Origin of the sequence: Sorangium sp. So ce834 (assembly GCF_051521425.1) — a bacterium.
GTDB classification, from domain to species: Bacteria; Myxococcota_A; Polyangia; order Polyangiales; family Polyangiaceae; genus Sorangium; species Sorangium cellulosum_D.
Genome location: NZ_CP150351.1, coordinates 11,809,578 through 11,822,571, shown reverse-complemented (window position 1 = coordinate 11,822,571; position 12,994 = coordinate 11,809,578). Strand labels below are relative to the sequence as shown.

Here is a 12,994-nt window from a genome sequence, read left to right as displayed (position 1 = left end):
CGCTGGCGACGACGCGCGGGTGGCGTGAGGAGTATGAAATGACGAATGCAGTCGTGAGCGAGCCGGCCACCGAGGTCCCGCCGAAGCTCTCCTTTGCTCAGACCATGAGGAGCCTGCCGCGCTCCTTCTGGATGGGCTGCATCATGGAAATGTGGGAGCGGCTCGCTTACTACGGCGTGCGCGTCGTCATGCCCATCTACATCGCCCAGGCCGACGAGCCTGGGGGGCTCCACTTCAGCCAGCAGGACAAGGGCACCATTTACATGGTCTGGGCCCTCATCCAGTCGCTGCTCCCGATGATCACCGGCGGTTACGCGGACCGGTACGGCTACAAGCGCACCATCTTCGTCACGGTCTGGCTGAAGATCATCGGCTATCTGCTGATGGCGACGCAGCGGAGCTTCACCGGCTTTCTGCTCGGCGTGGTCGTCCTCGCGACGGGCACGGCCCTCTTCAAGCCCGGGATCCAGGGCACGCTCGCCCAGTCGATGGATAAATCGAACTCGTCGGTCGGCTGGGGGCTCTTCTACTGGCTCGTGAACGTGGGCGCGGCCGTCGGCCCGCCGCTCGCCGGCTATCTCCACGGCAACGGCTGGCCGTGGGTGTTCTACGGCTGCGCCGGCATCATCTCCCTGAATTTCCTGATGCTCTTCACCTACCGGGAGGTCGACTCCGGCGCCGACAAGACCGCCGATGCGTGGAAGGTCTTCAAGGACACGATCAAGAACATCTGGGACGCGCGGCTCATCACCGTGATCCTGCTGCTCTCGGGGTTCTGGCTGATGATGTACCAGCTCTGGGACCTGATGCCGAACTTCTACACGGACTGGATCAGCAGCACCTCGTTCGTGCAGAACAACCCCTGGCTCCCGGCCTCGTGGCTCGACGTCAAGGACCCGCGCGGGGTCCAGCTGAAGCAGGAGAACGTGCTCAACCTGAACGCGGTGTGCATCGTCCTCTTCCTCGTGCCGTTCTCGTACCTGGTGGCGAGGATGAAGGTGCTCTCGGCGATGACGCTGGGCATCCTCGTCGCCACCTTTGGCATCATCGTCTCCGGGACCACGACGTCGCTCTACGTCCTCTTCGCGGGCATCCTGCTCTTCTCCCTCGGCGAGATGCTGACCGGCCCGAAGAAGAGCGAGTATTTCGCGCTCATCGCGCCGAAGGGGAAGAAGGCGCTCTACCTCGGCTACATCAACATCCCGGCGGCGATCGGCCCGGCGATCGGCGCGCAGATGGCGGGGATCCTGTATGGCACGCGCGGCGAGAAGGCCACGCTGGCCCTGCGCTACCTGGCCGAGAAGACCGACGTCGCCAAGGGGAAGGCCTGGAACGGCGACGTGGCGTCGCTCCCGGAGCTCCTCGGGGTGTCGCGCCAGGAGGCCTTTCGGAGGCTCCAGGACGTGCTGCAGATCGACGCGACCCAGGCCACGCGCCTGCTCTGGGACACCTATCGACCGTACGAGATCTGGTACTCGTTCGCGGCGGTCGGGGTCGCGTCGCTCGTGGGGATGCTGCTCTTCTCCCAGCGATCGAAGCGGTGGAAGGATCTCGACGTGTAGGCTCTGTCTGCCGAGCTGCTGCGCGGCCCTCTTTCAGACCGCTCACTCCACCGCTGGATTCGCAGCGCGACGGCCTACTCGCACGCCTCGCCGAGGATGTACCCGTGCTTGCAGATGCAGCGGCACTCGACCTCGAACTCGGGCTCGTTGCACGCCGGCCGGACCTGCCTCGTGTGGCTCGCCGTCCGGCCCTCCCTGTCCTTCACCTGCACCACGATCTCGTAGTCCTGATCGAAGATGTCGAGGCTCGACCAGTTGTTCGGACAGACGCCCACGTTCGCGAACGTCGAGATGTCGACGTCGACGCTCGCGCCCCAGCCGTCGCCGGTCGGCTTCAGGTTGACCGTCCTCGACTCGGACATCACCCGCCCGGACCCGGGGTCGCGCAGCGCGCCGGAGAGCTGGACGCCGCACGCGCCCAGGTTCGTCGCGCGGACGCCCAGGAAGACCACCCGCCCACCCTGCGGCGGCATGATGATGTCGACCGCGTCACCGTCGCTCACCGGGCGCGATACGCCGCTCGAGTCGAGCGCGATGACCTCGATCTGGATGGGCGCGCCCTCCTCGCCCAGGTATCCGAGCTTGCACATGTCCTCGACGATCGGCGGAGGAGGCTGCTCGTCGTCGCCGCACGCCGGCGCGACGAGCAGCAGCGCCGCGAGCGCCCGCCTCGTCGCAGCGCGCGAGGCCGTCATCGATCCCGCCGGTCCGGCGCCGGCGGAAGGCCCTCGTCGTCCTCCGGCTCCTCCCGGGGGATGGGCGCGCGCGGCGGGCGCCTCGTGGTGCCGAAGGAGCTCGAGCTGACCGGCGGCGCCGCGCGCGAGTCGGGCGCCGCAGGCTGGGTCGTCGCGCCGCCGCGCCACGGGCCGCTCGCCTCCGGCTCGGCCGGCCCCGGCGGCCCCCCGGACGCCGCGCTCCCCTCGAGCAGCCCCGCCTGCGGGAACGGCGTGCGCTCGGCCAGGTAGGCCGCGAGCAGCCGATCGCGCTCCAGCTCCTCCGTGCTCGGCGGCGGCGGAGGGTCGAGCGTCGGCAGCTCGTCGGTCCAGGTCAGGTCCGCCTCCTCCAGGCTCGGGACGGAGCTGGCGCTGCTGGAGAACCTCCGCGGCGCGTTCCGCTCGGTCGGGACAGGCTCCGGCGCGTAGCTGGGAGCAGCACGATCCAGCGCATGGCTGGACGGACGGTCGGGCGCGTACCCGGGCGCGCGGTCGAGCGTGTGGCTCGACGCGCGGTCCGAGGTGTACCCGGGCGCACGGTCGAGCGTGTGGCTCGACGCGCGCTCCAGCGCATGGCTGGACGTGCGCTCCAGCGCGTGGCTGGACGCGCGGCCCGGCGCGTTGCTCGGCGCGCGGCTCGGCGCGTTGCTGGGCGCGCGGCTCGGCGCGTTGCTGGGCGCGCGGCTCGGCGCGTTGCTGGGCGCGCGGCTCGGCGCGTTGCTGGGCGCGCGGCCCGGCGCGTTGCTGGGCGCGCGGCCCGGCGCGTTGCTCGGCGCGCGGCCCGGCGCGTTGCTCGGCGCGACGCTGGGCGCGCGCTCGGGCGCGACGCTGGGCATGGGCTCGGGCGGGAAGGAGGGGCTCCGCGACGTCGGCGGCGGCGGCGGGGGCGGCGGATCGATGGTCGGCAGCTCGTCGTCCCAGTCCCAATCCTCCGGATCCACTCGGGAATCCGACCGGCGCGACGGCGGGCCGAGCCGCAGATCGGCCGACCTCCGCGATATCGGAAACCCGGCCGGCGGGCCGATCGTCGGCAGCTGGCCCACGCCCGGATCTCGCGAGGGCGCGTCCTCCCGGCGCTCGAGCCGCCGCGACGGGCGCGTCGGCTCGGGCACCGGTACGGAGTACCTCGTCGACGCGACCTGCCCGAACGGCCGCGAGTCCCGCGGCAGCCGCGGCGGCGGCGGGACCGCCATGGCCGCGCGCGCCGCCGCCGTCGAGGGAGGCGGCTGCGTCGAGATGAGGTTCTCGTCGCGACCCCGCTCGGCCGACGCCGGGCGATCCGCCGACGCAGGCTGCCGGGGCTGCACGCTGGTCGGCGACGACGCGGCCTGCGCCGAGCCAGCGAGCGGCCGGCCGAGCCACGCGGCGTCCTTGCGCCCCTGCGACGAGCGCGCGCCCTCCTCCGCCGGCCGCACCGCGCGCGGCGCGAGCGTGTCGCCCGGCTCGGTCGCCGGGACCTCGTCGCCGAAGAGGAGCGGCGCGGCCCCGGCCCCGCGCGACTCCACGCCCGCAGCGCCCCGCCCGGAGCGGAAGCCGAACGCGGCGCGGATCGCCCGGTCGTGGTGCGGCTCCACCTCGACGGGCCGGACGATGAAGCACGGCTCCGCGCCCGGCGCCCGCAGCGACAGATCGACGTCGAACGGCGCGCTGACGAGGTGACCCTGCTCGTCGAACAGGATGCGCACCGGCGGCTGCGCGAAATGCGCGGGCGACGACGGCGTCGCGAGGACGACCCCGAGCTCGCCGGTGCTCAGCTGCACGAACGTCCCCGTCGGGATGATGCCGAGCGCGCCGACGAGGAGCTTGCCGATCGCCCGGTCGGTCGCGCTCTCGGCGCCCGAGACCATGCGCTGGAGCACGGCGTCGAGCGACGCGCCGCCGCCCGACGCCCCCTCGAGCGACGGGAACGGCGCGGCCCGGAGCTCGGTGAACTGGCGGGCGGCCGCGAGGATCCGCGCGAGCACCGTGGGGCTGCGCCGGCCGCCGTAGAGCGGGCCCTGCCGGCCACCGGGCCGCAGCGCCAGCGCCTCGTAGGCGATCACCGTGCGCGTGATCGACGGCGCGTGCAGCTTGCCGAGCGTGGTCAGCATGACCGCCGCGCTCGAGGGCAGCCGCTCCTTCTCGTCGTCGCTCAGGCTGCGCTCGAGCAGCGAGCGGCCGGCCAGCTCCTCGTCGCCGGCCGAGCCCGCGAGCGCCCCCGTGAGCCGCAGCCTGCCGACGTCGTAGAGGAGCGCCGCCGTGACGAGGCTCCCGAGCATCCGCCGGTCCGTCGTGAGCTGGCGCGCGATCCCCAGCGCGACGATCGCCGTGGACACGCAGAGGCCCGCCTCGTCCGGGTCGGCGACCTTGCCCGCGGCGACCGAGAGCAAGAGGCGCGCGTCCTCCTCGGCCGCGGCGACGAGCTTCTGCGCGACCCGCTTCACCCGCTGCGGCAGCGTCGGCTCGGACGAGCGCAGGGCCGCGTAGAACCCGCGCATCACGAGGATCGCCGCGGCGTAGGTGCGGCTGATGCGGCCGATGCGGGTGCCGTCGCCCTCGATGGCCCCGGCGGGGAACGGGTTCGTGAGCTTGCGGACCCGGACGCCGCGCAGGCTCGACTGGAGCAGCCGCGCGGCGATGCCGCGGTCGCGCTGCGCGTCGGCGAGGAGCCGGGCGAAGGCGGCGAGCTCGGCGCGGCGGACCGTCTTGTCGAGCACCAGCTCCGAGACGTCGCAGGCCTCGAAGAAGCTGCCGAGCTCCAGGGCGACCTCGTACGTCTCGCGCGAGGCGCGGAGCATCTGGCCGTTGATGAAGAGCGTGTTGCCCGCGAACACCAGCGTCGCGGCCTCGCTCCCCGACAGCTCGCAGAACTGGACGATGCTGTCGATCGCCGACGGGACGAGCGACAGCACCGCCTGGTTCGAGTCGCTGTGCAGGAGGCACGCCTTCGCGAGCCGGTAGATCATCTGCACCAGGCCGAGCGCCGCGCGGCGCCGCCCGTCGGCCTTCACGCCCGAGATCGCCATGTCGCCGGTGCTCTCGTGGAGGTTGGCCTTCTCCTCGCTCACGGCTTCCTCCCGCCCCGGGGCGACGGCGACGGCGCCGGCTTCGTCGACGGCACCGCGCTCATCGGCGCGGGCTCGATCGCCGGCGCCGGCCGGGCCGACGGGCCGAGCGGGAACGACGCGGGGCCCTGCCGCACGCTGTACGGCGGGGCGCCGGCGCCTGACGGCGGGGCGGGGGACCGCGGCGGCACCGCCGGGCGCGGCATGGACGGCGGCATCGGGGGCGGCGCGGCGGTCGGGGTGGACGCCGCGGCGGCGGAGGACGGCGGCGGGCCGCGCCGGCTGAACGGCACCGAGTTGGGGGGCGCCGAGGCGGCGCTGGTCGAGGAGGGCACCGGCGAGACCATCGGCGGCCGGTAGGCGGGCCGGCCGGCGTCGCCGCTGCTGTGCGGGCCGACGGAGCTCGGGCGCGGGGTGCTCCACGGCTCGAGCTGGTCTGGAAGGCTGAGCGGGACGCCCGGGCTCACGCGCCGGACCGAGACCGGCGAGTACGAGCGCGCGGCGCGGGAGGGCGGCGCGCTCGCCTCGGGGACGGGCGGCGACGGCAGCGACGCCTGCACCGGCGGGCGCTCGCTCGGGCGGGTCGGCGCGACGAGGCGCGCGGCGATCGCGACCGCGGCGCGGGCGGCGGCGTCGCGCACCGGCGGGGTGTTCCACCAGCGCGGCTTGGTGGCCTCCTTGACCGCGCGGAGCGCCTCGTAGCTCCGCGCCTGGCAGAGGAAATGCGCGGCCAGCTCGCGGGTCTGCTCGATCGCCTCGGACGGGATGAGCTGGCGCTTCTCGAGCAGCTCGATCGCGAGCTTCTCGGCCCGCGCGGGGTTCAGCTGCGCGACGGTCTCGAGCCACTGCCGCCGCTCCGAACCCGGCAGGTCGTGGAACGACGGCGCGATGATCCGCCGCACGAGCGTCGGGCCCGCGGCGAGGACGCCGAGCTTGCCGATGAGGCGCAGCGCCTCGCGGCGCACCGGCGGCGCCGGATCGTCGAGCAGCTTCTGGAGCTCCTCCCGGACGCGCTCGGCGGCGGAGCCCGGGCCGTTCGCGCCGTCGCTGCCCGCGGCGTCGGGGAGCTCGGCGAGCGCGCTGATGCGCACCTCGACGTGCGGGCTCGCGAAGCCGGCCTCCAGCGCGGCGAGCGCCTCGGGCGTCTTGAGCTGCGCGAGCAGCTGGACGGTCGTGAGGGCGAGGGGGGCCGGCGCGCGCGAGAGCAGGTCGCCGAGCTCGGCCTCCCGGCCCGGCGCCCACCGCCGCATGTACGCGAACAGGACCTCGCGCAGGCGCTCGGACTGCGCGGCGCCGTGGCACTGGCACGCCGCGCTGAAGAGCGCGCCGTCCTCGAGCGCGTCGAGCGCGTGGGCCAGCCCCTCGACGATCGCCGGGTCGAGCGGCACGAGGCTCCGGCCCGCGCCGGGCTGCGCCGCGCCCCGCCCCGCGCCGGGCTGCGCCGCGCCCCGCCCCACGCCGGGCTGCGCCGCGCCCCGCCCCGCGCCGGGCTGCGCGGCGACGCTGGCGCCGGCGGCCGCGGACGCGCCGTGGGCCGCGCCGGCGGTCGCCGCGACGCCGAGGCTGGCGCCGGCGCGGGGGGCCGCCGGCGCCAGCGTGACGGCGCCGGTCGTCGCCGGCTCCTCCGGGTGGGTCGTCGCGAGGTCGTCGAGGATCGCCTTCAGCGCCTCGACCGGGAACATCGACTGCGCGAGCGCCCGGTCGATCGCGCGCGGCGAGAGCTGCGGCGTCGCGGCGAGCTGCCGGCTGCTCGCCGCGACGGCCGCGCCGCGCTGGACGCCCTCGAGCCGCGTGGAGAACGCGCGCCGGAGCATCGTCTGCACCTCGAAGGCGAGCTCGTAGCTGTGCAGGACGATCTGGTCGGCGGTCCACGCGGTGAGCGCCCCGGTCATGCGATCGGCGTCGCCGTGCCTCACGGCGTCGACGTAGCCGTCGACGAACGCCTCCATGTACCGCTCGGTCCACTGCTCCGACGGCAGCGCGATCTGGGCGCCGAGGGTGCTGCGGGTGAGCGGGTCGACGGCGAGCGCCGAGGCCGCCGCGCCCGTCTCGGCGAGCGCGGCCTCGACGTTCCGCTGGAGCGCCCTGCCCGCGAGCGAGCTCTCGTCCCAGAGGCTCTCGATCTGCGCGAGCGCGCGCGCCCCGATCGCGATCTCGCGGCAATGCTCCTCGAAATCCTCGGGGTCGGCGTCGCCCTCGGCGAACTGATCGATCGCCATGTAGGCGATGTGCTCGAAGCGGCGGTCCCAGAGCGCCGTCACCGCGTCGTCGTCCTCGCCGATGCCGAAGCTCTGGTCGCGGAGCAGGATGGCGGCGAAGTCGCGGAGCTCGCCCTCGGTGATGCCGGCCTTGATCTGGATCTTCCGGACGCCGTCGGCGAAGAGCTGGTAAGGGATGCGATCGAACGGCGGCCTGTCGGGCAGCCAGATCGGCTGGCCGCCCGAGGTGAACGCGTTCGGGGTGACCTCCCAGCGGACGCCGAGCGGGTTCTGCGCCAGCGTGCGCGTGATCTCGTCGAACGCGAAGTGGATCCCCTTGTTCACATGCGGGTGGTTCCACCCGTACTGGCGGATGTTGCTGAGCACCAGCGCGAGCTGCTTCCAGACGCCGACGAGCCGCTGGCAGGTCTGCTCGACGAGGGACGAAGGCTGCGGCTCCTGGTCCTCGTCGATGGCGTCGTTGCCGCGGACGAGCACGCGCGGCGCCTTCTTCTCGCGCGAGGGGGTCAGCTGGCCGGCGGCGTTCGCGGCGGTCAGCCGGCGGAGCTCGGCGCGCATCGCGCCGGCGCTCTGGAAGCGGCTCCCGCGCTCGAACGCGAGCGCCTTGTCGACGAACGCGACGATCTCGACCGGCAGGTCGGGGACCTCGGTCGCGATCGACGGCGCGGTCTGCGTCGCCGCGAGGAAATACGACTCGGACTCGCTCCGGCCGCGGTTGAGCCGCTTGCCCGACAGCAGGGTGAACAGGCACGCGCCGACCGACCAGAGATCCGACCGGCCGTCGATGCCGGACACCCCCATCGCCTGCTCGGGCGACATGAACGCCGGCGTGCCGAACGTGAGCCCCGCGCGCGTCGCCTGCCGCTCGGGGTCGCGCATCCGGGCGATGCCGAAATCGAGGACCTTCACGTGGCCGGCGCTCGTGACGAAGATGTTCGCCGGCTTGATGTCGCGGTGGACGATGCCGATGGAGTGGCACTTGTCGAGCAGGTCGAGCACGACGTCGAACACGGGCAGCACCTGCGCGAGGGGCAGGGTGCCGCCGTGGTTGCTCGCGAGCCGCTGGAGGGTGGTGCCCGCGAGCAGCTCCATGACGAGGAACGGCTCCCCGCGATCGCTGAGGTCGTCCTCGATCACGGCCACGCGCGCGGGGTGGTCGACCCGGTTCGCGATCTTGCCCTCGCGCAGGAAGCGGTCGCGCAGCTCGGCGTTGCGAGCGAACTCGATGTGAAGGACCTTCACCGCGGCGCGCGAGCCCCGGCGGTGGGTCGCCGCGAACACCGCGCCCATGCCGCCGACGCCGAGCAGATCGTCGAGCCGCCACTTGGCGTTCAGGGCCGTCCCGATCCGCGCAGCGGCGGTATCTACGAGGTTCGGCTCCTCGGCGTGCGGGTCGAGCGGGGCCATAGACCGGGCGGCGGACAGGGGCCGCGCCGTGCGCGGCAGAGGGCGAGTAAACCAGGCCGAGCATACATCGTTCCCGGTGAAGCGCGAACCAGGACAAGGTCATCCGCCCCCACCGAACAAAGGTGGGAGAGGCGTTCGCAAAGTGGCAGCGAGGCTGCGTGTGACGCACGCGCGCGACCCACGACGGACGCTATGGGCCGACGCCGGACAGCGCCGGACAGCGACCGACGATCGCCGCTTCAGCGCACGCTCGGGCGCGGCGCGGCGCCGGCGTCCGGCTCGGGCGCGCCCGGCCACTCGGGGCAGGTGGCGCGGTAGGCGATGTCGGGCATGAGCAGCGCCCACTCCTCGCGCGTGAAATTGCGCCCGGCGTAGGCGCACGCGCGGGTCATCAGCGGCTCGGCCGCGATCGTGAACACGCGCGCCGCGCCGTCGTTGGCGGCGGTCACGACGCGGGTGGCGTCGGGGCTGAACACCGCGTCCGTCAGCGTGACCCCCTCGGCCCGGAGCGTGATCGGCTCGCCCTGCCCGTCGACGGGGAGCACCCGCGCGATGCCGTCGCTCGACACGGCCACCACGCGCGCGCTGTCGCTGCTGAACGACACGGTCCGGACGGAGGTGCCAAGGCCGCTCAGGACGAGCGGCTGGCCCTCGCCGTCGGCGCGGAGCAGCCGCACGGCGTCGTCGAGGGCCGCGATCGCGATGCGGCTCCCGTCCGGGCTCACCGCCAGCGCCGCGATCGCGCGGTCCTCGTACCCCGACGCGAGGACGCGCGGCGCCCCGCGGCCGTCCGCGGGCCACACCTTCACGTTGGGCCCCGACGTCGCCACGATGCTCTTGCCGTCCGGGCTGAACGCCGCCTTGAGCAGCCCCGCGCGCTCGTCGCGCAGCACGACCGGCTCGCCCGGGACCCCGTCCTCGAACACGCGCAGGATGCCGTTCCACGAGGTCGTGACGATCCTGGTGCCGTCCGGGCTGAACGCGACGCCCACCACCCGATCGTCGTGGGCGCCGAGCACGACGGGCGCGCCCTTGCCGTCGGTGCGCCACACCCGCGCCGTCCGATCGGCCGAGCCGGTGACCAGGCGGCTGCCGTCGGGGCTGAAGTCGACGCTGAGCAGGTGGTCCTCGTGCCCGCGCAGCACGACGGGTTCGCCCGAGCCGTCGGCGCGGAAGATGCGAACCGTTTTGTCCGTCCCTGCGGTAGCGATCTTGCTGCCGTCGTGGCTCACGGCGATGCTGGTCAGCGGCCCTGTGTGGCCGTGGAGGAGCAGCGGCTCGCCGGGCGCCTCGAGGCGCCACACCCGCGCGGTGCCGTCCTCCGAGGCGGTGACGACGCTCGCGCCGTCGCGGCTGAAGGCGGCGCTGTTCACCGCCCCCTCGTGGCCCACGAGGACCGTCGGCGCGCCCTTGCCGTCGCAGCGGAAGATGCGGGCCGTCCCGTCCGCGGACGCCGTGACGACCGCCGTGCCGTCGGCGCTGAAGGCGGCGCTGCGCACGGAGCCCTGGTGCCCGCGGAGGACGATGGGCTCGCGGCGGCCGGGCCCGAGGATGCGCGCCGTCCCGTCGCCCGCGGCGAGGGCGATGCGGTCGTCCACGGGGCTGTAGCTCGCGCCCTCGACGCCCTGCCCGAGCCCCTTCAGCGCTTCGGGGGCGCCGTGCCCGTCGGCGCGGACGACGTAGACCGTCCCGCTGATGGCCGTGACGAGGATCCAGGTGCCGTCGTGGTCGAAGACCGCGCGCCGGATGAGCCGCTCGCCCAGCGGGACGACGAGCGGCGGCTCGTCCCCCATGCCGGGGCGCCACACGTAGATCGCGCCGTTCGTGGTCCCCGCGACGACGAGGCTGCCGTCCGGGCTGAACGCCACGCTGGACGGCGCGGCGTCCCGCGTGTGGAGCGCCCCGTCCTCGCGGCCGTCCGGGCGCCACAGGCGCACCGTGCCGTCGGTCGATGCGGTCGCCACGCGGCTGCCGTCGTGGTTGAAGGCGACGGCGACGACCCCGCCGGGGTCGTGGGCGCGCAGCAGGACCGGCGCGTCGCGCGCGCCGAGGCGGAAGAGCCGCGCGGCCCCGTCGGCCGAGGCGGTGGCCACGAAGCGGCCGTCGGGGCTGAAGGCCGCGTCGTGGACCGCGCCGCCGTGGCCGGCGAGCACCTCCTGGCCGACGGCGGCGCCCCGGACGGCGTCGCCGAGCGCCTGCACCACGGTGGCGGCCGCGGGGCGGCCGCTCGCCGTGGCGGCGAGGCCCGCCTCCACGGCGAGGAGGCGCGCGCGCTGCAGCAGGCCGTCGGACAGATCCTTCGCCGACTGGGCCGCGAGCCGCCGGGCGTCCTTCTCGCGCGCCTCCTGCTGCGCCCGGACGAGCGCCTGCTCCTCCTTGCCCATCTGCCAGAGGAGCACGAGGACCATGCCGCCGAGCAGCGTGACGGCGACGGCGAGCACGGTGAGGAGCCGCCGCATCGACCGCCGCTGGCCCTCGGCCCGCGCGCAGGCGGTCAAGAACGCCCGCTCCTCGGCCGAGAGGTCGCCCCGCCCGTCGCACCACGACGTGAGCTCCGCGAGCGCCGCGCCGCCCACGAGGAAGTCGTCCTTCCGCCCGTTCGAGAGCCAGCGCAGGAGCGGCTCCGTGACGGCGCGCTCCACCTCGCGCGACCCGGCCCACGTCCGGTCGAAGGCGCGGCGGAAGATGCGGTTTCGCACGTCGAGGCACGGCGCGCCCGCGGCCGTCGCCCGCTCGGCGCAGAGCCCCGAGAGCCGCAGCAAGAGCTGGATCGGATCGCCGCTGTCCGCCGGCACCGGGTGGCCGTCGAGCAGCCGCGTGTACAGCCGGAGGAGCTTCGGCGCGTGGGCGAGGTGGGGCCCGTGCGGCTCGAGGCACCGCTCCGCGTAGCGCAGGTTCGGGTCCTCGGCCCGCCCCTGGCCCAGGAAGCGCCGCTCCACGGCCTCGTCGACGCTGAGGCCGCGCCGCTCTCCGACGAGATCCGCGCAGAGCCGCTGGGTCATGTAGGGGTGCCCCGAGGTCCACGCGAAGATCGCGTCGAGCGCCGCGTCGGGGTCGGCCACGAGCCCGTCCAGGCCGGCGCGGAACCCCCGCACCTCGGCGCGGGTGAAGTCGTCGAGCCGGATCGCGCGGCCGATGTTGAACGGCGTCCGCGTCGGATCCGAGACGAGCTCCGACGGCGCCGCCACCCCGAGCAGGCAGAAGGTCAGCCGGGCGTTGGCCGGGCGCTCCGCGCGCCGGTTCACGAAGGCGCGGATGGCCGCGAAGAAGTCGTCCCGCGAGAACGGCAGAGACAGGGTGGCGTCGACCTCGTCGATGAACAGGACGATCCCGGAGGAGATCTCCACGAGCACGACGTCCTCGAGCCAGCGCAGCCAGCAGTGCACCGGCCCGAGGTGCCAGTGCGCGTCCCAGAACTCGTCCGGCGGCTCCAGGCCGAGCTGCTCGGCGATCTCGGACGCGATCCCGAGGTACCAGCCCACCGGCGTGGCGGTGTCGGTGCCGAGCGCCCCGAGGTCGACGCTCGCGCACTCGAGCTGCTCGGCGCGGAGCCGCATCGAGACCCGGAGTCGCAGGCTGGACTTGCCGATCTGCCGGGTCGACAGCACATAGCAGAGCTCACCGCCGAGCAGCGCCTCGAAGAGCTCCGTGTCCGCGGAGCGCTCGATATAGATGGCGCCGTCGCCCACGGTCCCGCCCGCCTGGAACCGGCGCCTGTGATCACCGGCGCTGGCCTTCGCCTGATCGAGGTCGGGAGGCGCCGAGAAGGTCACGAATCAGACGGTGCCATGCAGCGCCGTGACCGTCAACGGAACGACATCCCGCGTCGCTAGCGTCCGCGGTGGAACAACGGGTCTCGCAACGGCGCGTGAACTTCACGAGAGCGTCACGCGGGGAGGGCCGGGGGAGGGGCTGGAGCAGGGCTGGAGCAGGGCTGGAGCAGGGCTGGAGCAGGGCTGGAGCAGGGCTGGAGCAGGGCTGGAGCAGGGCTGGAGCGCGCGCGCTCGCGCGCTCGCGCGCGGCCGCCGGCTTCTGTCGGCGCCGCGTCG

At 74.3% G+C, this 12,994-nt stretch carries 5 protein-coding genes; 1 reads left to right on the top strand and 4 read right to left on the bottom strand.

Going from position 1 to position 12,994, the window contains the following annotated elements; genetic code table 11:
• Nucleotides 1-38: 38 nt before the first annotated feature.
• A complete protein-coding gene (locus tag WMF20_RS43460; RefSeq protein WP_437607616.1) occupies nucleotides 39-1,562 on the top strand; it encodes an MFS transporter in 1,524 nt (507 codons plus the stop codon).
• 74 nt (nucleotides 1,563-1,636) lie between these two features.
• On the opposite strand, the gene WMF20_RS43455 is transcribed toward WMF20_RS43460, so the two are convergent.
• The 4 genes from WMF20_RS43455 to WMF20_RS43440 all read right to left on the bottom strand — a co-directional run bounded on the left by WMF20_RS43455 (nucleotide 1,637) and on the right by WMF20_RS43440 (nucleotide 12,718).
• Nucleotides 1,637-2,257: a hypothetical protein gene (locus WMF20_RS43455; RefSeq protein WP_437607614.1), complete on the bottom strand. Its 621-nt coding sequence runs from the start codon at nucleotides 2,255-2,257 to the stop codon at nucleotides 1,637-1,639.
• Nucleotides 2,254-5,322 (bottom strand): hypothetical protein, encoded by a 3,069-nt coding sequence (locus tag WMF20_RS43450; RefSeq protein WP_437607612.1) that lies wholly within the window; start codon nucleotides 5,320-5,322, stop codon nucleotides 2,254-2,256. The genes WMF20_RS43455 and WMF20_RS43450 overlap by 4 nt, the downstream gene beginning before the upstream one ends.
• Nucleotides 5,319-8,945: a protein kinase domain-containing protein gene (locus tag WMF20_RS43445; protein WP_437607610.1), complete on the bottom strand. Its 3,627-nt coding sequence runs from the start codon at nucleotides 8,943-8,945 to the stop codon at nucleotides 5,319-5,321. Before WMF20_RS43445 ends, WMF20_RS43450 begins: the two co-directional genes overlap by 4 nt.
• A 239-nt stretch (nucleotides 8,946-9,184) precedes the next feature.
• Nucleotides 9,185-12,718 carry an AAA-like domain-containing protein gene (locus tag WMF20_RS43440; RefSeq protein ID WP_437607608.1) on the bottom strand — a complete coding sequence of 1,178 codons (3,534 nt, stop codon included), beginning with the start codon at nucleotides 12,716-12,718 and terminating at the stop codon, nucleotides 9,185-9,187.
• Nucleotides 12,719-12,994 lie beyond the last annotated feature (276 nt).

Coding starts and splice junctions, on each gene's coding strand:
- WMF20_RS43445 (WP_437607610.1), bottom strand. CDS start 8,945: ATGGCCCCGCTCGACCCGCACGCCGAGGAGCCGAACCTCGTAGATACC.
- WMF20_RS43460 (WP_437607616.1), top strand. CDS start 39: ATGACGAATGCAGTCGTGAGCGAGCCGGCCACCGAGGTCCCGCCGAAG.
- WMF20_RS43455 (WP_437607614.1), bottom strand. CDS start 2,257: ATGACGGCCTCGCGCGCTGCGACGAGGCGGGCGCTCGCGGCGCTGCTG.